This window comes from Melghirimyces algeriensis (assembly GCF_900182565.1).
GTDB lineage: Bacteria > Bacillota > Bacilli > Thermoactinomycetales > DSM-45169 > Melghirimyces > Melghirimyces algeriensis.
In genome coordinates this window covers 418,548-442,009 of the sequence record NZ_FXTI01000002.1, presented here as the reverse complement: position 1 = coordinate 442,009, position 23,462 = coordinate 418,548, and the positions used below count along the sequence as shown (strand labels likewise).

The following is a 23,462-nucleotide window of genomic DNA, read 5'->3' as shown; positions in this document are numbered from 1 at the left end:
TCATTTAAGAGGTGAGCAAGATGTCCACACCCGCTCGACCGGTTCATCCATTGCAGAACAAAACACGGGGTTCAGCTAAGCGGTACGAAGAGGCCAAACAATGGATGCCTGGAGGTGTTACAGCCAATATTAAATATTTTGACCCCTATCCGATCTTTATGGAATCTGCTTCCGGAGCCTATCTGTATGATGTTGATGGAAATGATTATATTGATTATAACCTGTGTTATGGAGCTTTAATGTTGGGACATGGGAATCCACAAATTCTGGAAGCGGTTCAAAAACAGTTTGAGCAAATGGGAACTCCTGTTTTAGGTACCCCTCATGAACTGGAGCTGGAGATGGCCAAAAGATTGGTGGAACTGGTTCCCGGTGTAGAAAGTGTTCGCTTTACCAACTCCGGACTGGAGGCTACAATGTTTGCTCTGCGTCTGGCCAGAGCGTGGAGCGGAAAGAAGAAGGTGGCCAAATTTGAAGGTCATTACCATGGGGGCTATGATCAAGTATTGCTCAATGTCCGCATCAGGGAACGGAAACAGGGAATGCCTCCATACGTTTGCGCAGATTCTATGGGAGTGTCGGAAGAGATCCGGAAGCAGACCGTGGTTCTTCCCTTTAATGATTGGGCGACAACGGAACAGATTTTGAATCAAGAGGTTTGTTCAATCGGAGCGGTCATCCTGGAACCGGTTCAAGCAGGATTTATCCCTCCAGACCTCGATTTTTTGAAAAATTTAAGGGAGTACACGCATCACTACGGAATTCCTCTGATCTTTGATGAAGTGAAGACGGGGTTTCGGGTGGGTCTTTCTGGAGCACAGGGACGGTATGGAGTGACTCCGGATCTGACGGCGCTTGGTAAAGTGCTGGGAGGTGGCTTTCCTGTCGGAGCCGTTGGTGGGCGCAGAGAGATGATGGAGCTGGCGTCCCCACTCCGTTCTGGGGATATTCTTAGTGGGGAGAGGAATCAGGAGGGAGGTTCCACCCTTTTTCACAGTGGCACTTATAATGGTCATCCCATGATTCTTACTGCCGGTTTAAAAACCATTCAAGCATTGGAGGAAAAAGGCGCCTATCAATCGGTGGAAGATGCGACAATGAGGTTGCAGAAAGAAATGGAAATGATACTGAAGCGAAATGGTTTTTGCGGGCAGGCTGTTGGAGTGGGAACCATTTTTAACCTTGTCTTCAGCAATAAACCGGTTCGGGAGGCTCAGGATGTCCTTGATTCCGAGCGTACATTACGCCGTAAATTGGACAATTTTTTATTGGAAAAGGGAATTTATATCAAGCCATTGAATCGATTTTCTCTTTCCTCTGTTCATGGGCCTGAAGCGATCGCAGAGACCTTAACGCGTTTTGAAGCAGGGGTGAAACAATTGAAGAAAGGATGATAGAGGCAATGAAGGAGGATGTTTACCGTCGAATTCGGGAGCGGTCCAGTTCCATGAGCCAGGCCCAGCACAAAATTGCCCGTTTTATCGAGAATCATCCGGATATCGCTCCTTTTTTGACAGCTGCCAAAATGGCAGAAAAGGCCCGTGTGGCAGAAGCAACTGTAGTCCGTTTTGCTGTGGCTCTCGGTTACTCCGGTTACACGGAGATGCAACGCAATCTACAGGATCAAATCCGGGAACGAATCACTACAGTGGAACGTCTGGATCTAGCCGATCATTTGTATCCGGAAGAGTCCAGAGTGGCTGTTGAAGTGCTGAATGATGATATAAGCAACTTGCAACAAACCATGCACCGACTGGATGGGGAAGTATTTGCGGAGGCAGTACGAAAAATATCGGAAGCGGAGAAGATCCGGGTTGTCGCGTTTCGAAGTTCCCATGCGTTAGGATATTTTATGACCTTCTATCTTCAATTGATTTTGCAGAACACGGAGTTGATCCACAACTCTGACACCATGCTGGAACACTTGTCTTCTTTGAAAAAGCAAGATTTAGTGATAGGAATTGGTTTCCCAAGATATACACATCGGACCATCCAAGCTATTCAATTTGCTCGTTCCCAGGGAGTACAGACCTTGTGCCTGACCGATTCCGTCGGATCGCCATTGGCACAGGAAGCGGATCTTTCACTGTTCGCTTCCAGTCGTTTGCCTTCCTATGTGGATTCCTTTACCGCTCCTTTGAGCTTGATAAACGGAATTCTGACTTCAGTGGGACGAAATATGAAGAACCTGGCAACCCAGAGACTTTCAGAAATGGAACGACTGTGGGAACGGGAAGGAATCTATTATAGGAAAAAAAGCTGAATCATCCCCCAAAAGGTGAGGAGCATGCTCCCACCTTTTGGGGGATTATGATATACTATATTTATCCAAAAAAGGATTTTTTATTCAATTATTTTTCACCTTCGGAAACAAGGAATTTTGCACTTTTTGGATGTCATTTTCATATTTTGCATGGGTCAGACGGATCAACTCGTTGAAAACAGGACCGGTATTCCGGTTCAGGAGGTTGAGTCCTTCCCGGGTGATCCCGCCAGGAACAGCTACATGCTCTTGCAAACTCTTTAACGTAAAGTTGCCTTTCGTAAGGAGCTGCCCCAGTCCGTGAGCCATCTGGGTAACCAAGGAGAGAGCAGTTTCCCTTGGGAGCTGGGTTTCTTCCACTGCTGCATCGGCCAATTTTTCCATCAGACAGGCTAGAAAAGCGGGAGAGCAACTGGCCAAATCGGAGGCCACGCGGGTGTGCTGTTCATCGACCAATATAGGTTGACTGATGGTACGAAACAAATCCCATAGATAGGTTTCGTCTTCCTTTGTTAGGCGAGTGCCGGGAACAAATAGGGAATTGCCGGCACAGACCCTGTTGGCGATGCTGGGGATGATCTTGGCGATCCGACAAGACAGCCATGCTTCCAAGTCACTGATCATTACCGGACTGGTGATGGAAACAGCGATTTGATCGCTTTGTGTAACATCACGGATTTCTTGCAGCACATTTCGGAATTCACCGGGTTTTACGCAGAGAAAAAAGACGGATGATTCCCGGACCGTTTCACGGTTATCAGAGGCTACACGGAGGCCGGGATACGTTTTGGCCAACTGTTCTGCTTTGTTTTTTGTACGGTTGTGAATGATCAATTCTGAAGGTTTACACGTTCCAGCCTCGATGAATGCTTCAATCAGTGTCCGACCCATGTTGCCAATTCCAATGAAACCATATGTCATATTCTTCCCTCCCTGAAGCGAGAATCTGTCGGAGTCGTTCCCGCTGAGCGGGAGCTTCTCTCTATTTCTACGCCTGTAGGGAGGATAATATGATGGGACAGGGAGAAAGGGGATGAAACCGTTGTGGGATCAAGGAGAATGGACTCCGCGAGAGAAAAAGCTGGCGGTTTCTTTGGGGATTGTGGTGCTTCTCCTGATCGGAGGAACGATCATGGTCTGGACAGGAGAGGAAGAGAAACCTGCTTCCGTTCAAGTGAAGGAGTATTCCTCCCGCCCGAAAGAAGCAACGCCGAAGAAAAAGGAGAAAGAGAAGAAAGCGGATGAATGGATGGTGGATATAAAGGGAAGCGTGAAGCATCCTGGTGTCTATCGATTTTCTCCAGGAGCCAGGGTGCAAGAAGCCGTACAAAAGGCAGGAGGAGCGGAAAAACAGGCGGACTTGGATCGCGTCAATCTGGCAGCTCCGCTTTCCGACGGGATGGCGCTCTATGTACCAGCCAAGGGAGAAGATATCCCTTCCTCTATGAATATCGAGGGAAGTCAAACTTCCTCGGCCAGAGCGTCCAATGGAACGATAAAATTGAACGCGGCTTCTGCAGAGGAATTGCAGGAATTAAACGGTATTGGCCCGTCTAAGGCGGAAGCGATCATTTCCTACCGGGAAGAGAACGGTCCGTTCACATCCGTTGAACAATTGACGGAAGTGCCAGGGATTGGAGAGAAAACACTGGACCAATTGCGGGACCAAATAGCTGTACAGTAATATGATCAAAAAAGGAACCCTTTGCGGGTTCCTTTGGGGTTTGTTGATCACGTTTCCATGATGGAGCGGATGCGGTTGAGTGCCCAGTCCAATTCTTCCTGGGTGATGGTGAGAGGTGGGGCAAAACGGATGGTATTTTCATGTGTCTCTTTGCAGAGAAGACCGGCATCAGACAGACGCTCACAGTAAGAACGAGCCGGTTCATGAAGTTCCATTCCAAGGAACAGGCCTTTCCCCCGAACCTCTTTAATGACCGGGTTTTGGATCTTTTCCAATTCATTCTTAAAGTATTGTCCCAACGTTCGGGAGCGTTCCACCAAGTTTTCCTCTTGCAGAACGTCCAATGCAGCGATAGAGACAGCGCAGGCCAGCGGGTTTCCGCCAAATGTGGAGCCATGGGAACCCGGCTCAAATACACCCAAGATCTCTTCATCCGCAGCGACGGCGGAGATTGGCATGACACCGCCGCCCAAAGCTTTCCCCATAATGTACATATCCGGTTGAACGCCTTCCCAATCACAGGCAAAACGTTGCCCGGTTCGTCCAAAACCGGTTTGAATTTCGTCGGCGACAAAGAGAACATTGTTCTCCTGACAGATCGCAAAGGCTTCCTTCAAAAAGCCTTCCGGAGGAACGATTACGCCGGCCTCTCCCTGAATGGGTTCCACCAGGAGGGCAGCAGTGTTGGAAGTAATCGCTTTCTTCAGCGCTTCAACATCCCCGTAAGGAATAATTTTGATTCCTGGGAGCATTGGACCAAATCCGCGTTTGTATTCATCGTTTGATGAAAGGGAAACAGCCGTCATCGTACGGCCATGAAAGTTCTCTTCACAAACAATGATTTCCGCTTGGTTATCCGGCACCTTCTTTACGTCGTAAGCCCAGCGCCGAACGGCTTTAACGGCGGTTTCCACTGCTTCTGCCCCCGTATTCATTGGAAGAATCCGTTCTTTTCCTGTAAGCTGAGCCAGTTTTTCATAGAAAATACCGAGCTGGTCGTTGTGGAAAGCCCTGGAGGTCAGGGTTACTTTGTCTGCTTGATCTTTCAGTGCCTGAATCAGTTTGGGATGCCGATGGCCATGGTTTAATGCCGAATAAGCGCTGAGCATATCCATATAACGTTTCCCGTCGGCATCTTCTACCCAAACGCCTTCCGCTTTAGAAATCACGATTGGGAGAGGATGATAGTTACGGGCACCGTATCGTTCTGTCTGGTTGATGAATTCTTGATTTCGTGACATAGGTTGCCTCCTTGTTCTGTAATTCAAGCCACTAATAATGGGTGGCGCTTGTCTCCATTAGTTTAACACCAACCTTCTGTGAAAAGAAGCTTTCTGGGCAAAACGTATAAGATTGAATCCGCTTACATAATTATTCTTGAAACGAGCGGAAAAAATAGTGGTTGACGAATGAAAATGTGCCCGGTATAATAATCACAAGTTTTCAGACTGGAAAAACTGTATATTGTTTTCTGAAAGACACTCTTATCAAGAGAGGCGGAGGGACGAGCCCGATGAAGCCCGGCAACCCCGGTCATGATATCCGGAAGGTGCCAATTCTTGCAAAAGCCGTCAGGCTTTTGAGAGATAAGGGAAGGGTCTTGTTTTGTGACATACAAACCTCTTCTCTTATCGGGAAGAGGTTTTTCATTTCAAGGGAGGCGTTGATATGAGTAAAGAGCAGAGTCATTTCCGTACGGAAACCTTGGCGGTACACGCAGGGCAGGAGCCTGATCCGGCAACCAATGCGCGGGCAGTACCAATCTATCAAACCACATCCTATACGTTTAATGACACGCAACATGCAGCCAATCTTTTCTCCCTGGCGGAACCTGGCAATATTTATACGCGGATTATGAATCCAACGCAAGAGGTGTTTGAAAAACGGATGGCGGCTTTGGAAGGTGGAGTGGGAGCGTTGGCGGTAAGTTCCGGGCAAGCGGCGAGCACTTATGCCATCCTGAATATCGCTGGTGCTGGAGATGAAATTGTGGCATCCAGCAATTTATACGGAGGAACCTATAATCTGTTTCGCCATACACTTCCCAAACTGGGGATTCAAGTAACATTTGTGGACCCTTCCGATCCAGAAAATTTCCGCAATGCTGTCACCGAGCAAACAAAAGCGATTTATGGAGAGAGTCTGGGGAATCCGGGGATGGATATTCTGGACATTGAGTCAGTGGCTGAAGTGGCTCATGAAGCAGGGATTCCTTTGATTGTGGATAACACCCTTGCCACTCCGGTGCTGTTGAAACCCATCCAATTTGGGGCGGATATTGTCGTTCACTCAGCCACCAAATTTATTGGTGGACATGGAACGTCCATTGGAGGGATCATCATTGATTCCGGAAAGTTTGACTGGACCAATGGGAAATTTCCCGGATTGGTGGAGCCGGACCCCAGTTATCACGGCATTTCCTATACAGAAGCTCTTGGAGAATTGGCCTATATTACAAAAGCTCGTGTGCAACTTCTGCGGGATCTCGGTGCTGCAATTTCTCCCTTCAATGTGTTTCTTTTGCTTCAAGGCTTGGAGACCTTGCATCTAAGAATGGAACGACACAGTGAAAATGCATTGAAACTGGCTCAATGGTTAAAGGGACATGAACAGGTTACATGGGTGAATCATCCTGGATTATCCGGACAATCAGACGATGAGCGGGTGAAGAAATATCTGCCAAAAGGTCAGGGAGCGATCTTTACCTTTGGCATTAAGGGTGGACTGGAAGCAGGACGGCGATTCATTGATCATGTCAATCTCTTCTCTCACTTAGCGAATGTGGGAGATGCAAAGTCACTGGTTATCCATCCTGCCAGTACCACCCACCAGCAGTTGACAGAGGAGGAGAAGCGGTCTGCTGGAGTGCATCCAGAGTTGATTCGCTTGTCAGTCGGAATTGAATCCGTGGATGATTTGATTGAGGATCTGGATCAGGCGCTAAAAAAGAGCGTGGTTTACAGTTCCGTCAACTGATCCACGAAAACCTTCGTCGTGACACAATGGAGGGAAAGCATGCACAAACAAACGGAATGGGTACAGATCGGAAAAAACAGGGACCCTGAAACCGGTGCAGTCAGTTTTCCAGTCTATCATTCAACGGTTTACCAGCATCCTGGAGCGGGGGAGAGTACAGGATTTGACTACGCTCGTACCAAAAATCCTACCCGTTCCGTTCTGGAAGAAGCGATTGCCCGCTTGGAAAGAGGAGTGGCAGGGTTTGCTTGCAGTTCCGGAATGGCTGCCATCCAAACCGCGATGGGTCTTTTTTCTCAGGGGGATCATCTGATTGTATCCCTGGACTTATACGGTGGAACCTATCGATTGTTTGAGGAAGTATTGTCACGTTATGGGTTATCCTTCAGCTATGTGGATTTTCAAGATCCAAAAGCGGTGGAACGTGCAGCAACATCCCGGACCAAGGGGATCTTTATCGAAACTCCGACCAACCCCTTAATGCAAGTGACGGACCTTTCGAAGATTTGTCATATCGCCAGAAAAAATGGCTGGATTTCTCTCGTGGATAATACCTTTATGACGCCCTATTTTCAACAACCGCTACTTCTGGGAGCTGATGTAGTGATTCACAGCGCCACCAAATATCTGGGTGGGCACAATGATGTTCTGGCTGGGTTGATTGTTACCGGAGAACGGGACTTGGCGGAAAAGGTAGCGAGTCTTCATAATGGCATCGGTGCGGTTTTGGGACCTCAAGACTCGTGGCTTTTGATTCGTGGCATGAAAACATTGGCTCTTCGCATGGAAAAACATCAAGAAAACGCCGGTCGGATTGTTCAGTACTTAAAACAGCACCCCGGCGTGGAAGAGGTCTTTTATCCATCACTGTTACCTCAAAGCCGAAAGATACAGGATGTTCAGGCTTCCGGGTATGGCGGGATGCTTTCCTTCCGGGTAAAAAAGGCGGAAATGGTAAATCCGTTCCTTTCCTCACTTCAGTTGATCTCCTATGCTGAAAGTCTGGGTGGAGTGGAGAGTCTGCTCACCCATCCTGCGACCCAAACCCATGCCGAGATTCCAGAGGAGATCCGCAAGCGGGTGGGCGTTTGTGATCGGTTGTTGCGAATGTCTGTCGGGATTGAACATCCGGAGGATCTGATCCATGATTTGGCTCAGGCATTGGATCGTTCCCTGAGTAATATCACACGTAGGGGGTGAAATGGATGAACTTTGGAACCCGGCTTTTGCATAATGGAAATGAATTGGACCCTCATACGGGTGCTTCCAGTGTTCCGCTCTATCAAGCGTCCACTTATCATCAAGCGGATATTGATCACCCCGGAAACTATGATTACGGGCGCTCTGGAAACCCGACGCGCCAAGCGCTGGAACAAACGATTGCCGAATTGGAAGGGGGATGGCGGGGGTTTGCTTTTGCTTCAGGGATGGCAGCGATCTCCACTGTGTTTTTTCTCTTTTCTCAAGGGGATCATTTGGTGGTTTCACGGGATCTGTACGGTGGCACGTTCCGGGTACTGACCGATGTTCTACCCCGAATGGGAATCAGGGCCACTTTTGTGGATACAACAGATTTGAACCAAGTGGAAGCAGCCATTCGTCCGGAAACCAAAGCTGTTTATCTGGAAACACCCTCCAATCCGACTTTGAAAGTGACGGATTTACGGAAGGCCGCAGGATTGGCGAAGCAAAAGGGACTGATCACCATTGTGGACAATACCTTTATGACACCGTGCTTTCAGCGCCCCCTACAAATGGGAGCCGATATCGTGATTCACAGTGCCACCAAATTTATTGCCGGCCATAGTGATGTGATCGCAGGACTGGTTGTGGTGAAAGACGAGAAGATGGCAAAATCCCTTGCAGGATTGCAAAATGCTCTAGGGTCGATTCTGGGTGTACAGGATTCTTGGTTAACGTTACGGGGATTGAAAACCCTGAAGGTCCGGATGGAAACATCTACCGCTACCGCGACCCGGATTGCCCGTGAGCTGTGTCGGATTCCTGAAGTCCATCACGTATTTTATACTGGACTAAAGGATCATCCTGGTCATTGGTTGCAAGCCTCCCAAGCTGATGGCCATGGTGCGGTTCTCTCCTTTGATGTGGGAAGTGCGGAGCAAGTGCGAAACATTCTTTCCCGCGTCCGGATTCCCATTGTAGCTGTCAGCCTGGGAGCGGTGGAGAGTATTCTGTCCTATCCGGCTCGGATGTCTCATGCGGCGATGCCTGCACGGGAACGGGTGCAAAGAGGGGTGACGGATGGTCTATTGCGTTTATCGGTCGGGTTGGAAGATCCGGACGATTTGCTGGAAGATCTGATCCAAGCAATTCGAGGTGTCCATAAGGTTTGTACCGGATAAGACTTCTGTCGGACGGTTTTTAATCCCATAAATCCAGGTGAAAGAATCAGCAAATGTTCAAACCAAACAGCTACCATTAGTGTGAGGTTCATACAGAAGTGGTGAAGGGGAGATTTCCGTTTTCGCATTTCTTTCCTCCAGCAAGGAAGTGGATGAGTCCGCTTCATCCCCTCCGATCCCAACCAGCGGACAAAAAGGAAAAGCAGGTTGTCCGCTGGTTGGGACCTCCAGGGGTTCCGCTGGGTCGTCGGAAAAGGATGCTCCACCGGATATCCCCCTTTTATTAGTCTCACAGCTTCCATTTTTGCTGGAAGCTGTTTGGTTTGTTAGCTATTAGTTTTTTATTTTTACTTGGTGATCCTTTGTTACCTCAATGGTGAATTCGTCACTAGCGTAAACATCTTCCAATCCGTCGACTGTACCGTGGAAACCGGCAAAAACATGGTATTGACCAGGCTTCAAATTCCAGTTTTCAAATTGATAGTGGTATTGGTTTCCTTTTACCTTTTTGGAAGTATGAGAAACAATCGGAGCACTGTAGTATTCTTCTCCCACTTTGATTGTCCACGTTCCTTCTGCTTGTTGCACCTTTTCCTCAAATGTAACATAAAATTCTCCATCCCCGTGATAGGAAGTCATGAGGTCATACCCACCTGCGAAGGCTTGCGGGACAGATAAAACGGAAAACAGAGTCACCAATGCTAGGATCAGTAAAAATCTTCGTTTTTTCATAACACATTCTCCTTTTTTCCTTATTTTGCTTCTAAATATTTATTCGAATGTGATTCTCACTTTTTGGTCTATTAGAAGTTTATGTCGAAAATATGACATACTTGAAAAAGTAACGGGGTTCACTTGGAAATCAGCATAACCGGAATCTGGCGGTTTTTGTGTGTAACGGAATATTGTAAAATAGGTGGGAATATAAAGGGAAAAGGGGTTTTCTAGCTGATGAGCATTAAATCCGATAAATGGATTCGAAAAATGGCAGAAGAACACGGAATGATTGAACCGTTTGTCAGCAGTAATGTAGGAAAAGGGGAAGCGATCAGCTTTGGTCTGTCTAGTTATGGATACGATCTTCGCGTGGGAGATGAGTTTAAGATCTTTCACAATGCCCTGATGCCGGTGATCGATCCCAAAGAGATCGATGCAGATTCGTTTCTCGACTTCAAAGGTGATGTCTGCATTATCCCGCCAAATTCCTTTGCCTTGGCCACCTCTGTGGAATATTTTCGCATCCCGGAAAATGTACTGACGATCTGTGTCGGGAAATCAACCTACGCCCGTTGTGGAATCATTACCAATGTGACTCCCTTTGAACCAGGGTGGGAAGGCCATGTCACACTGGAAATCTCCAATACCACACCACTTCCTGCGAAAATTTATGCCAATGAAGGTTTGTGTCAGGTATTGTTCTTTGAAGGCGATGAACCCTGTGAAGTTTCGTATAAAGCCAAACAGGGAAAATATCAAAATCAGCGGGGTATTACGCTGCCACGGATTTGAATGGGGATAGAAACCAAAACACCCATTCGCAACCATGGGTGTTTTGGTTTTCTGTGATGAAATTGTTCAAAAATTATTCAAATATAGAATGGTTTTATAGAGATGAAAGCATCTAAAATAGAAGCATCGGAACAGTAAAATAAATTTTCCGAATATTAAGCCTTATCAGGAGGAATGACCATGGCAAAGTATAGAGGAAGATTCGTTTTTGGTGGTGTGGATTCAGGAAAAGTGATGGACAATCTGCGGGTTGGAGATGAACTCTCACTCATTGGAGCTTTTGGCAAGATAAATGATGTGAAAATTAAGGAAACATACAGATACCAGAATAAACGTGTGTATATTACCGACCAATTGGGACTCATCTATGCCGATGAAGTGGTTGCAGTCAATATGCCCACTTGGAAAAACGGAACATTTACCCGAAAAGCCAAGGTGGTTTGAGAGAATGGGTCCACTGATTTTGCGCTCGCTGTATCAGCGGGCGTTTTTTGGAGATGGCTTTGATATGAATAGTACAGAAGCTGGATTCCTATTCCATGATCCAATATGATAGAATCACACTGGAGCGCGAAATCAGGGGGTTGATTTGTTAATTCAGGAATCCGGATTTCCAAAATTGACAGCCTGATTTTTTGTATACACTTTCTCTCCGTTTTTTGATTTATGATACAATAAGTTCTCAGGAGATGAGGAGGGTTGAGTGGTGGCGAAGCATGGTGAGTCTTCTAAAAAGCAGTCGTCAGGAAGAATGCGACGGTTTTTAAAAGGAGCTCTTTTCACATTCTTGACAATATTTACTATAATTGTTGTCGGAAGTATGGCAACAGTAGGAGCTGCCACAGGGTATGTGGCTTCCTTGGTCAATGAAGAGCCAGTCCGCAAAAAAGCCGAGATGAAAGAGAAAATCAGCACCTGGACGCAAACCAGTGTGGCTTATTTTCGGGATGGTTCTACCATCGGGAAGTTACGGGGAGATAGTGACCGAAAGGCAGTAACGGTGGATCAGGTAAGTCCGCATCTGATTGATGCCTTGCTCTCCACGGAGGATCGAACCTTTTACACACATAAGGGGATCTCTCCCAAAGGCTTTTCACGTGCGGTCTACCTGAATGTGACCGGCAGTGGAAGTAGCGGTGGAAGTACATTGACCCAGCAATTGGTCAAAAACCTCTTTCTCGATTACAGGGAAAAAAGCTTGGAACGTAAATCAAAGGAGCTCTTCCTGGCTTTGCGGATGGAGCGACTCTTTTCCAAGGACGATATTCTGAATGCCTACCTGAATACGGTTTATTTCGGTAAAAATGCGAGTGGACGGAATATGTTGGGCGTTCAGGCGGCAGCCAAAGGGCTGTTTAATGTAGATGCAAAAGATTTAAATCTTCCACAGGCTGCCTATATTGTGGGGATGGTTCAGCGCCCCAACGCATATAACCCATTTTACAATAGAAAGAATGATGAAGAAGTAAACGAGCAGAACCTCAAGCTGGGTAAAGAACGGATGCAGGACGTACTGATGAATATGGTGGAGAATAAAAAAATCTCCAAGAAAGAGTATGAGAATGCTGCTTCCTACGATGTAAAGGGTGCTTTGAAAACCAAGGATGATACGTCAATTGCCTTTAAAAATTATCCGTTTATCACAATGGCCGTGGAGGAGGAAGCTGCCAAGGTCTTGATGAAGGCGGACGGCAAAGATCCCAAGAAGCTGAGCAAGGATGGGAAGTATCGGGATACCTTGGATAAATATCAGCAAAAAGTGCTGACGGGTGGGTATAAGATTACCACTACGTTGGATGAGGATTTATATAAAGCGTTGAATAAAGCTGCGAAAAACAGCAGTTTTGGAAAGGGACAGGATTTGGGTGCGGTTTTGCTGGATGTAGAGACCGGTGGCACACTGGCTTTTGTGGGTGGCCGGGATTATAACAAGAACCAGAAAAACCACGCCTTGGATGTGCAACGTTCACCAGGGTCCACGATTAAACCATTGCTTGATTTTGGACCTGCGTTGGATCGAGGGATTATCTCCCCGGAATCCATTATTATCGATGAGAAACTGACGGGACCGGGTGGCAACGTCTATCGAAACTATACCCGCAGATATGATGGACCGATGACAGCCCGCGAAGCACTGAAGAAATCGATCAACATTCCGGCGATTAAATTGTTGAGAAAGGTAGGGCTGGAAAACGGCTTTAACTACCTTCGCAAAATGAATTTCCCCATCCATGAACATGATGGAGAAGCAAGTGCTATCGGTGGATTTACCTATGGTTTTGATGTGCAACGCATGACTGCCGGTTATGCCATGCTTGCAAACGAGGGGAAATTTAACGAACCGCATATCATCAGTAAAATTGAGAACTCCAAGGGCGAAGTGGTTTGGGAGGCAGAAAAAAAGCCGAAGCGGATTTTCTCGCCACAGGCCGCCTATTGGACGACGGATATGCTTGAGAGTGTGGTTCGGGATTCATATGGAACCGCCAGAAGTACGGTCGGGAGAAGCTTTCCAGGAATATCTTTAGCCGGGAAAACGGGGACATCCAACAATACCGAGGATCTTTGGTTTATCGGGTATACCCCGAAAGTGGCATTGGGAGTCTGGACCGGTTACGATTATCCCAAAAGAATTCCCAATTCCAACTTAGCCAAACATACATGGATCAATCTGTTTAGAGCCGTGCAAAAGTCAGATCCAAAGTTGCTTCAGGGGAGTTTTCCCAAGCAACCCAAAATGTCTTATAAAGGCTTTGAAAAACATAAGGTGAAAAAGGAAAAAGAAAAAGAGAATAATGCACCTTCAGACTCTTCAGGGTCAAACCCACCTCCATCCAATAACAACCCTTCAGAGGAGCCAAATACTGGAAATCAGCCGAACAATGATCAATCCGGTAACAATGATGACAGTGGATCGACCCCTCCGGATAGCGGTGGTGATCCCCCACCTGAAGACGGTGATACATCACCACCGACTGGGGATAACCCCCCAACAGATGGAGATGTGGACATCAATCCTGGAGAAGAGAGCTAAGAGTGATCCCTCGCATGATGCGAGGGGTTTCTTTTTGTAAAAAAAAGGGATTGATGCTATTTTTGTCGAAAATTGGAAATGGAACAAATCTGGAAAGGCAGGAGCATGATGAAGCAGCCTTTTTTGATATTATCGGTCGGCTGGGCGATAGGGATTGGCTTGGCCGTTCAGTGGGGTGGTAGCGGAAGGGTTTGGGGGTTGGCAGGCGGAGGAGTGTTGGTGGTCGGAGGGATATATGGCTATTGGCGGATGCGGGGAGGGGGATGGACATTATTCTTGGTGGGGTGTTGTTTTGGTGCAGCCCAATTTTGTACAGTGGAAGCTTCAAATCATACCATACTTCCGGTATCCGGTAATTCTTCCAGGGCGATGGTGGAAGGAACTGTTGTCTCTCCAACCGATGTGGATGGGGATCAAGTCCGTCTGACCATTCGCACTCGTCGCGTCACACTGAGGGAACAGCAGATTCAAGGAGAAGAGAGGATTCTTTTGCAACTTCGTCTGAATCGCTCCATGGAAAAAAAGGAAGCGCAAACGTTGAAGAGAGGAACCCTGCTCGCGGTTCCAGTCCAATTGATCCAACCTGATTCCGCCCGAAATCCAGGTGGCTTTAACTACCGCGCTTATCTCCATCGACGCTATATCCATCGTTTAGGGGAAGGGGATTGGCAGGATGTCAACATATTGTCTCGCCCGTTCTCTGTTTATGGAAAAATCGATTCTTTTCGTTTGTTTTTGGAGAAACGTCTGGATCGTCTTTATCCAGAAAATGTAGCCGGCTTGATGAAAGGGATGCTTCTTGGGAATCGAAAGGCCGTTCCTGCAGAGTGGGAAGAGGACTTCGCTTCTCTCGGTCTGGTTCATCTGTTGGCGATTTCAGGGCTTCATGTGGGTGTTTTTGCGGGAGGTCTTTATATAGGTGCAACATTGCTCGGCTTGACCAGAGAAAAAGCGGCATTTTTTTCTATAGTAACGCTTCCTTTCTATGCAGTGTTAACGGGAGCGGAGACACCGGTGATCCGAGCGACAGTCATGGCTGTGCTGGGGGTTATATCGATTGCCTGTGGGAAATGGAAAGACAACCTTTCGTTTCTTGGATTGGCCGCTTTATTCATCTTGTGGTGGAACCCATACCAATTGTTGGAGGCGGGGTTTCAACTTTCTTTTTCGGTAACGTTCGCCCTGTTAATGGCAACAGAGTGGGTCAGTCAAAGGATTCCAACGTGTTGGCCGAGAGTAAACCAACTGATTGCCGTAATCATGATTGCTCAGGCTGCCTCGTTTCCTCTACTGATTACACATTTCCATGAGTTTTCGCTTTTTTCATGGGGAGGAAATCTTTTGGTCGTTCCCGTGGTTACGGCGATTGGCATTCCAATTGGTTATCTATCCCTAATAGTGGGAGGAATCCATGAGGGATTGGGAAGCGGGCTGGCGCTGTTTGTTACCGAATTGTGGTCCGGTATTCGTTCTGTTCTTTCTTTTTTAGCGATGTGGAAAGCGCCACGACTTTTCTGGCCCCCTCCGCCGTGGTGGTGGCTGATTGCTTATGCAGGTACGCTTTGCTATTGTTTATGGGCTTGGATGGGTGGAAAGATCCGGCGGACTCGACATGGTTGGATGGCTGGTTTCCTTTTTATTGCTGTCATTGGAATCCCACTGATCGAGGGGTCGAAAGATGAATTGCAGATCACTTTTTTGGATGTGGGTCAAGGGGATGCAGCGGTGATTGAAACACCGGAAGGAAACGTGATTCTGGTAGACGGTGGTGGCGTACTTCCTTGGGAGAAGGAGCCTTGGCAACGAAAGCGGGAAGCTTATGATGTCGGGAAAAGGGTTTTGATTCCCTACTTAAAATACCGGGGGATTCAAAGCATTGATTGGTTGATTATGACTCATGGAGATGCGGATCATATTGGAGGATTGAAAGCGGTAGTCAATCAGTTTTCCGTGAAACACGTCATACGAAATCACGCGTCTCTCCAAGGATCGATGGAGACGGAACTGATGGATTGCTTCAGACAGCAAAATATTCCGGTACTCATTCCGGAAACCGGGAAAGAGTGGGAATTGGAGCCAGGGATCAAGTGGCAGTTTCTCTACCCTTCAGAAAAGAGCGGGGAGGAGAACCATGGCAATGATTCTTCTCTTGTGTTTTTAATGACGGTATACGGAAAAAAGGTCTTGATGACCGGCGATGTGGAACAAGCGGGTGAACAGGAGATCATGAGACAGTGGAATCTTCCACAAATTGACCTTTTGAAAGTGGCTCATCACGGGAGTCGGACGTCTTCCGGGGAGAAATGGCTGCAATCCATCCACCCCCGGATGGCTGTGATCTCTGTTGGAAGGAATAACCGCTTTGGGCATCCTTCCCCTGAAGTGTTGAATCGTTTCAAAAAACGAGGAGTTGATATATGGAGAACGGATCAAGATGGAGCCATTACGGTAACGATCTCTCCCCACACTTGGAAGGTGGAGTCGGTTGTGAAATCCGAGAGATAAAGAGTAGAAGTTGATTTTAGAAAATTTGTCAAAACGACTTTCGTCAGAGGGGTGATCCATGTTTTGCTTGCATGGTTAAAAACATTTGTTTAAAATAAAGACAAATGTTTAAATAAGAGAGGAGGTTGGGATATGAAAGAAAAGCTATCGGAAAAAGAGGTAAAAATCTTGGAATTGATCCGGGAAAACCCCTATATCAGTCAGCAGGAATTGTCCAAACAACTGTGTTTGTCTCGTTCCGCTGTGGCGGGTTACATCTCTTCCCTGACTCGAAAAGGAAAGATATTGGGACGGGCATATATACTTCCGAAGCAGAGAGGAGTGGTATGCATCGGAGGAGCCAATCTGGATCGCAAGGCTTGGCTTTCCGGAGAACTGCAAGCGAAGACATCCAATCCGGTTCACATCTCTCGTTCTTATGGAGGGGTGGCTCGGAATATTGCTGAAAATCTTGCCAAGACAGGGATGCAAGTTTCCCTTTTAACGGTTGTCGGAGACGACCGGGAAGGAGAAGAGATTGTGAAGCATTGTCAGGAAGCAGGAATCGATGTCAGCCTGTTGGAGAAGGTTTCCGGTGTGAATACCGGGAACTATACGGCTGTTCTTCAACCGGATGGAGAAATGGCTTTCGCTTTGGCGGAAATGGATGTCCTTCAACGGCTTGATCATTCATTACTGGAACGGTTCTGGTCCCGAATCCGAGCTGGAAATTCAGTAGTGGTGGATACCAACCTCTCTGCATCTGTGATTGAGGATGTGATTCGTCGATGCCGGGCAGATGAAATATTTTTGTGTATGGTTCCTGTATCCGTCCCCAAAGCCAATCGATTGCCTGAAGATGCTTCCGGGGTTGCTCTTTGGATTGGAAATGCTGATGAATTGAGTGAAGTGACGGGGGTGAAAACCCGGACGCAACAGGAATGCGAATATGCTTGCCACATTCTGATGAAGCGGGGAGTTCATCGGGTAGTGGTAACCAGGGGATCGAGTGGTGTTTATTTTATGGAAGCCGATGGAGAGTGTGGATGGTTGGAATCGTTGCCTTCCGGAGATGTAGTGGATGTAACTGGGGCAGGTGATGCGTTTGCCGCTGGAGTGGTGGGAAGTCTTCACCAACACTTTTCTCTCCGTGAAGCTTGTCAAAAAGGGTTGACGTTTGCCATGTTGACATTAAAAACAGAAGCGAGTGTCTCTACTGAATTGAGTCCAAAAATTTGGGAATAAGTTTGGAGGAGAGAGGATGGCAACAGGGGGAGAAGCTTTCTTTTTCAACAAAGATAGAATGAACCCTTTCAAATAGAAGGTGAGTATTTGCAGAAAACGATTACTTTGTTAAAACCTCAAAGGAGTGGAGATATGAAAATCAATGAAATGCTGGTTTGCTCAGAGGAAGTTCAACAGGCAAAGGAAGCAGGAAAACCGATTGTTGCATTGGAGTCTACCATCATCTCACACGGGATGCCTTACCCCAAAAATGTGGAAACCGCTCGGCGAGTGGAAACCATCATACGAGAACGTGGTGCCGTTCCCGCCACAATAGCTATTTTGGACGGGAAAGTCAAGGTTGGACTGACAGATCATGAAATCGATGTTCTGGCGAACCGTCACGATATTTTGAAAGTGAGCCGAAGGGATCTTCCATACGTGGTGGCGACAAAGAAACATGGGGCGACCACTGTCGCCGCTACGATGATTGTTGCAGAATGGGCGGGAATTGATGTTTTTGTGACTGGAGGAATCGGAGGTGTTCACCGTGACGGGGAGAATACAATGGATATCTCAGCTGATCTGAATGAATTGGCCCAAACCGATGTGGCTGTGGTTTGTGCCGGTGCGAAGTCCATTCTCGATATTGGATTAACGCTGGAGTACTTGGAAACGAATGGAGTTCCTGTAATTGGTGTGGGAACGGAAGAGTTCCCGGCATTCTATTCCCGTCAATCAGGGTATCCAGTAGATTATGCTTTGGATACAACGGAAGCCATTGCACGCCTCCTTCATACGAAATGGAAGATGGGCCTTTCCGGGGGAGCGGTCGTTGCAAATCCCATTCCAGAAGAGCAGGCACTTGATTCAAAGGAAATGGATCATATGATTGAACAGGCATTGGCAAAAGCCAAGCAAAGAGGGATTACAGGAAAGGAGGTAACGCCTTTCCTGTTGGAAGAAGTGAAAGGGTTGACAAAAGGGAAGAGCTTGGAAGCAAATATCGCTCTGGTTCAGCATAATGCCGAGGTGGGTGCTGACCTTGCCATGGAATTAATTCAGTTAAAAAAATAGTGTTGATCATCAGGGTGACCGGTTCGGACCGGTTGCCTTATTTATGTTTTTGGACTTCACTGCTCTGGCGATCAGCGCAATATCACATTCCATGCTCTTTGTAAGATTCAGTCGGACATATAAATGGTCAGCCTGCCCCGGTTTTCATCTCTATGATACAATAACTGAGAACGTTCGGATGACGGATATTCCGGAAAAAGGGTGCAACTTTCACAAGGTCCAATCCGTCAATATATACAGGAGGGGTTGAATTGGTCCAAGGGGAATGGGTTCAGCTCGCCCAAAAGGGAGATCGGGAAGCCTTGGTCCATCTTTTAAGAGAGTTGGAAGGTCCGGTATATCGAACCGCTTGTTATATGATGGGCAATCAGCATGATGCCATGGATGTTGCTCAGGAGGCACTTCTTCGGATTTATCGAAACTTGCCGGGCTTCCGATATGAAGCACGGGTGGAAACTTGGGCGCAGCGAATCGCTGTCCGCACTGCGATCGATTATTTAAGGAAGCGGAAAAGGACAGTCCCCCTGAAGGAAGAAGTGGATGCGGACCGATGTAGATTGGGAAATTCTGTGGAGCGAACGGGAATATCCTTTGATGTCCAAGAAGCGATTCACCGTTTGCCGGAACCCCAACGGACTGCTGTTATTTTGCGTTATTTACATGATTTTACTTATGAAGAGATTGCGGAGACCATGGAAATTCCACTGAATACGGTGAAATCCCATCTGTTTCGGGCTCGAAAAAAGCTACAATCTTGGTTGGCGGATTATCAGGAAGGCGGTGTGCTTCCGTGAGTTGTGCAAAGTGGGAGGTATGGATTCATCGAGAGCTGGACGGGGATTTATCCCCCCCGGAAAAAGAGGTGTTAGAACGGCATTTGTCCAGCTGTTCCTCCTGTAGAAATGCTGCGGAGCATCTCCGATCCCTGTCCCGCATGTTGTCGGAGTTGCCCCGGATGGAACCGACCATATCATTGACAGATCAGGTTTTGCAGGAAATTGAAGCTTCGACGGAATCCACAGCTTCATCATCTGGTATAAGGATCGGGTGGTTTCGGGGATGGTCGTGGACGGGAGTGATTGCCGTATGTCTGGTCATTGTCTGGTTTGCCGTGGGAAGTGAAAAAACGTCAAATCCCCCATTGAATCATTCTGCGGGTTCACCGGCTCCACCGTCCCAAACGTTATCTTCTTTCCAAATGGAGAAATCGAATCTTCCAAATGGGATATTTTCAGAGAAAGGAATCCCTTCTCCGGATGGTCGCTATATTGCGCAAGTACGGGATCAATGTGTCATCATTCGGGATCAGAAAGGTCACATACAGTTTCAATCCCCGCCATGGGAAACGAAGTCAGAGGTTCGACTTCACTGGAAAGATCATGACACGCTTTCCATCCGCTTTAAAAATACCAATACAGAGCGAAAGATCCATATTCCATCTCGCAAAGAGCATAAAGAACCCACTTCATAAAACGGAGGGTGTGTGATGGATTCCAAGTTATCTCAAGAAATCCGGTCGGGTCGGATTGCACCCGTTTATTTGTTCTATGGTACCGAGACGTTTTTGATGGAAGAGATATTGCAGGAAATAGAGAAACAGGTATTGGTTTCTGAAAACAACCGAGATTGGAACTGTATTGTGCTGGATTTGGACGAAACGCCTGTTCAGGACCTAGTTCGGGAGGCGGAAACTCCTTCTTTTTTTGGTGAGCAGCGTTTGGTTGTGGGGAAAAATGCATGGTTTCTTACCACTAGGGGAAAAGAGAAACAGGAGCATCGTCCGGAAGAATTGCTCCAATATGCCAAGAATCCTCTAGAAGAAAATGTATTGATACTTACCGTTCCTGCAGAGAAGCTGGATGGTCGAAAGAAAGTGGTTAAGGAACTGAAAAAACATGTTCGTGAGGCGGTGTTCCCACCGTTGGATTCCTCGGCGTTAAAACGTTGGGTAACCAATCGGGTGAAGCGGACCGGTGTCCAAGCGGACTCACAGACAGTGGAAAGCCTTATCCGACAAACGGGGCCAAACCTTCGTCTTCTTGACATGGAAATATCCAAGCTGGTCACATATGTGGGTTCTTCAGGGAGAATTACACCGGATACAGTATCTGAGCTGGTTCCCCGTACACTGGAACAAGATGTTTTTAAGCTGGTGGACCGTGTGGCACGGCGCAAGACGGGGGAGGCAATGGCTGTCTATTATGACCTTTTGGAGAACCGGGAGGAGCCCTTACGAATTCTAGCTTTGATCATTCGTCAGTTTCGGATGATGCTTCAGGTGAAAGTGCTCGCCGTCCAGGGGATGTCTGAGCGTGAAATGGCTTCCGCTTTAAAGGTTCATCCTTACCCGGTGAAGCTGGCTCTTCAACAGGGAAAATCTCACCCGGAAAAAACGTTGCGCCACCTGCTGTATCAGGCGATTGAGGCAGATCAGGCGATTAAATCCGGTCGGATTGACAAATCCTTGGCAGTGGAGCGATTGATTTTATCGGTGAGATAAAAGGCAACGAAAGGAAGTTATGCATTGAAAATCGTCAGTGCTTGTCTTTTTGGGGTCAAATGTCGTTATGATCAAAAACATAATCGGATTGAAAGCATTCAACAGCTTGTTGGGGAAGGGAAGGCGGTTCCGGTCTGTCCTGAGCAGATGGGCGGGCTTTCAACCCCTCGGAATCCTGCAGAAATTGTCGGCGGAGACGGAGATGATGTCTTGGATGGCAAAGCCAAGGTAATCGATCATCAGGGAAATGATGTAACCGAACAGTTTCTGAAGGGTGCTTATGAAACCTTGGAAATGGCACGAAAAGTAGGTGCAAAAGAAGCGATTTTGAAAGAGCGCAGCCCTTCCTGTGGTAGTTGCTTGATTTATGATGGGACCTTTAGTCGATCCAAAAAGTCCGGTCACGGGGTAACCACGGCGCTTTTGCGTCGTCATGGGATCCGGGTTGTCTCAGAAGAAAAAGAAAAAAAACAGGAAGAGAGCGATTCAAGATGATTGAACCCTTTTTTGAAAATCGCTGACAAGGAGTATCCATCAGGTATACTTCATTGTTTGGGGGAATGTCTACTTCCGTCTTTCTTTATTTGGAGCGGAAGTCTTTTATATCAACACAAGAAATATCATTCGCAACCTTGATTTCCTTTCTAATTTTCAATATTCTTTTTTTAGAATTGAATATTTGTATCAACTGAAGGATGAAAGCTCCATTTTTTTAACTAAATTGGTTTCTTTCTTGATAAAAATTTGTTTTATTATCTAAGCCATAATCATTATTTTTCATTCCAGTCATTGAACAGGAGTGCTGTACATGTTTACAGTTGGAGAAATATTGCGGAACCGGGCGGGTTATTCACCGCACCTAGAAGCTGTGATCAGTTTGGAGTCACGTTATACATATCGTGAATTCAATCGACGAGTGAATCAACTGGTTCACTTTATGCTGGAATTGGGTGTCCAGAAGGGAGATCGAATTGCTATTTTATGTTCCACAAATATTCCTTTTGCCATTATCTTTTTTGCAGCGGCAAAGTTAGGTGCGATTTCGGTTCCTCTTAATTGGCGTTTTAATTCTGTGGAGCTTCGTTCCATCATGGAGCATAGTAAACCGAAAATCCTTTTTTATGAAGATGACTTTGCAGCTGCAGCTGAAGAATTGGAGCCATTGGAATTTCTTGAACGTATGGTTCGAGCAGGGGTGGAACAAAAAATCAATCCTCCTTTTGAAGAAGCTCTTTTGGAACGGCCAGATGCTGAACCCGAAGTAGAGGTGGATTCGTCCGATCCCGTTATTCTTACATATACTTCGGGTACGACGGGGGCCCCAAAAGGGGTGATTACGACTCACTACAATCTTTTCTCATCTGCAATGGCAGCAAGTATCACTCTCGGTATTCGAAAAGGAGACCGATTCCTGGCCACTACGCCCCTCTTTCATATCAGCGGGGTGTCTTTTATCTCATTGGCTCCGTTAGCAGGTGCCACCACTGTGTTTATGCCGAAGTTTCACCCGGTTCATATTTGGGAATTGGTTGAGAAAGAGCGAATCACGCAAACGATCACCTTGCCCCCTATGTTGGACTATATGCTAGAGCCGCTGATGGAAGGGGATTGGGATCACGGTTCGTTCCGGGAAATATATTGTGGTGGCGCTGGTGTATCCCAACAATTGATAAACCAATATGATTCGCTTGGGTTTCCCGTGGTACAGGTTTACTCAGCGAGTGAATTCTCCGGAGCGATTACGTTTTGGACACCGGATATGGGAAAAGACAGCAGTAGCTCTGTCGGAAAAAATGTGCTCGGTGAAATCAAGTTGATCGATCCTGAAACCGGTCAGGAGACTCCGACCGGTGAGGTTGGGGAAGTTCTCTGCAAAGGTCCTCAGGTTTCACCGAAATATTGGAATGATCCCGAAGAAACGGCACGAGCGTTGAAAGATGGGTGGTTTTACACCGGTGATGCCGGAAGAATGGATGAGAATGGTTTTTTATACATTGTGGATCGGTATGTGGATGTAGTTCATTGTGGAGATGAAAAAATTTTCCCCACACAGGTGGAGGCTGTTCTTTTAGAATTGGAAGACGTTCAAGAGGTGGCTGTAATAGGGGTGCCTGACGAAGAACGTGGAGAAGCTCCTCGGGCGTATGTGGTGAAGAAAGAGGGGTCCAACCTAACAGAAGAGGATGTCATCAAACATGCCCGTCGCCGTTTGGCCGCACACAAACTAAAAGATGTTATAATGATTGACCATCTTCCCAAGAATACGCTCGGAAATGTTCTAAAGTATATCCTGCGTGAACAAGCCAAACAGTCCGAAACTGTTTCAGAGAATGGAACCGGATAAGAGA

Annotated in this window: 20 protein-coding genes and 1 riboswitch; of the genes, 17 read left to right on the top strand and 3 right to left on the bottom strand. The window is 47.0% G+C overall.

What is annotated here, in order from left to right:
* Positions 1 to 20 precede the first annotated feature (20 nt).
* Positions 21 to 1,394, top strand: a complete 1,374-nt coding sequence (locus FN782_RS05285) for an aspartate aminotransferase family protein (RefSeq protein WP_142504717.1) — start codon at positions 21 to 23, stop codon at positions 1,392 to 1,394.
* An 8-nt stretch (positions 1,395 to 1,402) separates the two neighbouring features.
* Positions 1,403 to 2,263 (top strand): MurR/RpiR family transcriptional regulator, encoded by an 861-nt coding sequence (locus FN782_RS05280; RefSeq protein ID WP_185956047.1) that lies wholly within the window; start codon positions 1,403 to 1,405, stop codon positions 2,261 to 2,263.
* An 84-nt stretch (positions 2,264 to 2,347) separates the two neighbouring features.
* Here FN782_RS05280 and comER read toward each other — a convergent pair whose 3' ends face one another.
* On the bottom strand, positions 2,348 to 3,184 hold the full coding sequence (gene comER / locus FN782_RS05275) for a late competence protein ComER (RefSeq protein WP_142504715.1): 837 nt from the start codon (positions 3,182 to 3,184) through the stop codon (positions 2,348 to 2,350).
* Between the two features lie 112 nt (positions 3,185 to 3,296).
* Between comER and FN782_RS05270 the strand changes: the two genes are divergently transcribed.
* Entirely contained in the window at positions 3,297 to 3,947 is a 651-nt protein-coding gene (locus FN782_RS05270; protein ID WP_142504714.1) for a helix-hairpin-helix domain-containing protein, read from the top strand.
* 47 nt (positions 3,948 to 3,994) lie between these two features.
* On the opposite strand, the gene FN782_RS05265 is transcribed toward FN782_RS05270, so the two are convergent.
* A complete protein-coding gene (locus FN782_RS05265; protein ID WP_142504713.1) occupies positions 3,995 to 5,188 on the bottom strand; it encodes an ornithine--oxo-acid transaminase in 1,194 nt (397 codons plus the stop codon).
* Between the two features lie 240 nt (positions 5,189 to 5,428).
* Positions 5,429 to 5,540, top strand: a riboswitch (SAM riboswitch).
* Between the two features lie 75 nt (positions 5,541 to 5,615).
* Here FN782_RS05265 and FN782_RS05260 point away from each other — a divergent pair.
* From FN782_RS05260 to FN782_RS05250, 3 genes are read left to right on the top strand one after another with little or no spacing between them, the layout of a single operon-like run.
* Positions 5,616 to 6,923 carry a homocysteine synthase gene (locus FN782_RS05260; protein WP_142504712.1) on the top strand — a complete coding sequence of 436 codons (1,308 nt, stop codon included), beginning with the start codon at positions 5,616 to 5,618 and terminating at the stop codon, positions 6,921 to 6,923.
* 39 nt (positions 6,924 to 6,962) lie between these two features.
* Positions 6,963 to 8,123 carry an aminotransferase class I/II-fold pyridoxal phosphate-dependent enzyme gene (locus FN782_RS05255; RefSeq protein WP_142504711.1) on the top strand — a complete coding sequence of 387 codons (1,161 nt, stop codon included), beginning with the start codon at positions 6,963 to 6,965 and terminating at the stop codon, positions 8,121 to 8,123.
* 5 nt (positions 8,124 to 8,128) lie between these two features.
* Positions 8,129 to 9,286 (top strand): aminotransferase class I/II-fold pyridoxal phosphate-dependent enzyme, encoded by a 1,158-nt coding sequence (locus FN782_RS05250; RefSeq protein WP_142504710.1) that lies wholly within the window; start codon positions 8,129 to 8,131, stop codon positions 9,284 to 9,286.
* 333 nt (positions 9,287 to 9,619) lie between these two features.
* On the opposite strand, the gene FN782_RS05245 is transcribed toward FN782_RS05250, so the two are convergent.
* Positions 9,620 to 10,018: a hypothetical protein gene (locus FN782_RS05245; RefSeq protein ID WP_142504709.1), complete on the bottom strand. Its 399-nt coding sequence runs from the start codon at positions 10,016 to 10,018 to the stop codon at positions 9,620 to 9,622.
* 219 nt (positions 10,019 to 10,237) lie between these two features.
* On the opposite strand from FN782_RS05245, the gene dcd reads away from it, so the two are divergent.
* The 11 genes from dcd (at position 10,238) to FN782_RS05190 (ending at position 23,458) form a co-directional block, all read left to right on the top strand.
* Positions 10,238 to 10,795: a dCTP deaminase gene (dcd, locus tag FN782_RS05240; protein ID WP_142504708.1), complete on the top strand. Its 558-nt coding sequence runs from the start codon at positions 10,238 to 10,240 to the stop codon at positions 10,793 to 10,795.
* A gap of 180 nt (positions 10,796 to 10,975) precedes the next feature.
* A complete protein-coding gene (locus tag FN782_RS05235) occupies positions 10,976 to 11,239 on the top strand; it encodes a hypothetical protein (RefSeq protein ID WP_142504707.1) in 264 nt (87 codons plus the stop codon).
* A gap of 262 nt (positions 11,240 to 11,501) precedes the next feature.
* Complete coding sequence (locus FN782_RS05230; protein WP_142504706.1) at positions 11,502 to 13,829, top strand: transglycosylase domain-containing protein; 2,328 nt, start codon at positions 11,502 to 11,504, stop codon at positions 13,827 to 13,829.
* A 108-nt stretch (positions 13,830 to 13,937) separates the two neighbouring features.
* Positions 13,938 to 16,334, top strand: a complete 2,397-nt coding sequence (locus tag FN782_RS05225; RefSeq protein WP_185956046.1) for a DNA internalization-related competence protein ComEC/Rec2 — start codon at positions 13,938 to 13,940, stop codon at positions 16,332 to 16,334.
* 132 nt (positions 16,335 to 16,466) lie between these two features.
* Positions 16,467 to 17,558 (top strand): carbohydrate kinase, encoded by a 1,092-nt coding sequence (locus FN782_RS05220; protein ID WP_142504704.1) that lies wholly within the window; start codon positions 16,467 to 16,469, stop codon positions 17,556 to 17,558.
* Between the two features lie 138 nt (positions 17,559 to 17,696).
* A complete protein-coding gene (locus FN782_RS05215; RefSeq protein ID WP_142504777.1) occupies positions 17,697 to 18,614 on the top strand; it encodes a pseudouridine-5'-phosphate glycosidase in 918 nt (305 codons plus the stop codon).
* Positions 18,615 to 18,865: 251 nt separating this feature from the next.
* Complete coding sequence (locus FN782_RS05210) at positions 18,866 to 19,408, top strand: RNA polymerase sigma factor (RefSeq protein ID WP_142504703.1); 543 nt, start codon at positions 18,866 to 18,868, stop codon at positions 19,406 to 19,408.
* The gene (locus FN782_RS05205; protein ID WP_185956044.1) at positions 19,405 to 20,085 is read left to right on the top strand and encodes an anti-sigma factor family protein; all 681 of its coding nucleotides are present in this window, start codon (positions 19,405 to 19,407) and stop codon (positions 20,083 to 20,085) included. Before FN782_RS05210 ends, FN782_RS05205 begins: the two co-directional genes overlap by 4 nt.
* Positions 20,086 to 20,100: 15 nt before the next feature.
* A complete protein-coding gene (holA, locus tag FN782_RS05200; protein WP_142504701.1) occupies positions 20,101 to 21,114 on the top strand; it encodes a DNA polymerase III subunit delta in 1,014 nt (337 codons plus the stop codon).
* Positions 21,115 to 21,138: 24 nt separating this feature from the next.
* Positions 21,139 to 21,609 carry a 2-thiouracil desulfurase family protein gene (locus FN782_RS05195; protein WP_142504700.1) on the top strand — a complete coding sequence of 157 codons (471 nt, stop codon included), beginning with the start codon at positions 21,139 to 21,141 and terminating at the stop codon, positions 21,607 to 21,609.
* 313 nt (positions 21,610 to 21,922) lie between these two features.
* Positions 21,923 to 23,458 carry a class I adenylate-forming enzyme family protein gene (locus FN782_RS05190; RefSeq protein ID WP_142504699.1) on the top strand — a complete coding sequence of 512 codons (1,536 nt, stop codon included), beginning with the start codon at positions 21,923 to 21,925 and terminating at the stop codon, positions 23,456 to 23,458.
* Positions 23,459 to 23,462: the final 4 nt, after the last annotated feature.

What these genes read in the sequence shown, in the direction of transcription:
- FN782_RS05285 (WP_142504717.1), top strand. Translation starts at nt 21, where the DNA reads ATGTCCACACCCGCTCGACCGGTTCATCCATTGCAGAACAAAACACGG.
- FN782_RS05280 (WP_185956047.1), top strand. Translation starts at nt 1,403, where the DNA reads ATGAAGGAGGATGTTTACCGTCGAATTCGGGAGCGGTCCAGTTCCATG.
- comER (WP_142504715.1), bottom strand. Translation starts at nt 3,184, where the DNA reads ATGACATATGGTTTCATTGGAATTGGCAACATGGGTCGGACACTGATT.
- FN782_RS05270 (WP_142504714.1), top strand. Translation starts at nt 3,297, where the DNA reads ATGAAACCGTTGTGGGATCAAGGAGAATGGACTCCGCGAGAGAAAAAG.
- FN782_RS05265 (WP_142504713.1), bottom strand. Translation starts at nt 5,188, where the DNA reads ATGTCACGAAATCAAGAATTCATCAACCAGACAGAACGATACGGTGCC.
- FN782_RS05260 (WP_142504712.1), top strand. Translation starts at nt 5,616, where the DNA reads ATGAGTAAAGAGCAGAGTCATTTCCGTACGGAAACCTTGGCGGTACAC.
- FN782_RS05255 (WP_142504711.1), top strand. Translation starts at nt 6,963, where the DNA reads ATGCACAAACAAACGGAATGGGTACAGATCGGAAAAAACAGGGACCCT.
- FN782_RS05250 (WP_142504710.1), top strand. Translation starts at nt 8,129, where the DNA reads ATGAACTTTGGAACCCGGCTTTTGCATAATGGAAATGAATTGGACCCT.
- FN782_RS05245 (WP_142504709.1), bottom strand. Translation starts at nt 10,018, where the DNA reads ATGAAAAAACGAAGATTTTTACTGATCCTAGCATTGGTGACTCTGTTT.
- dcd (WP_142504708.1), top strand. Translation starts at nt 10,238, where the DNA reads ATGAGCATTAAATCCGATAAATGGATTCGAAAAATGGCAGAAGAACAC.
- FN782_RS05235 (WP_142504707.1), top strand. Translation starts at nt 10,976, where the DNA reads ATGGCAAAGTATAGAGGAAGATTCGTTTTTGGTGGTGTGGATTCAGGA.
- FN782_RS05225 (WP_185956046.1), top strand. Translation starts at nt 13,938, where the DNA reads ATGAAGCAGCCTTTTTTGATATTATCGGTCGGCTGGGCGATAGGGATT.
- FN782_RS05220 (WP_142504704.1), top strand. Translation starts at nt 16,467, where the DNA reads ATGAAAGAAAAGCTATCGGAAAAAGAGGTAAAAATCTTGGAATTGATC.
- holA (WP_142504701.1), top strand. Translation starts at nt 20,101, where the DNA reads ATGGATTCCAAGTTATCTCAAGAAATCCGGTCGGGTCGGATTGCACCC.
- FN782_RS05190 (WP_142504699.1), top strand. Translation starts at nt 21,923, where the DNA reads ATGTTTACAGTTGGAGAAATATTGCGGAACCGGGCGGGTTATTCACCG.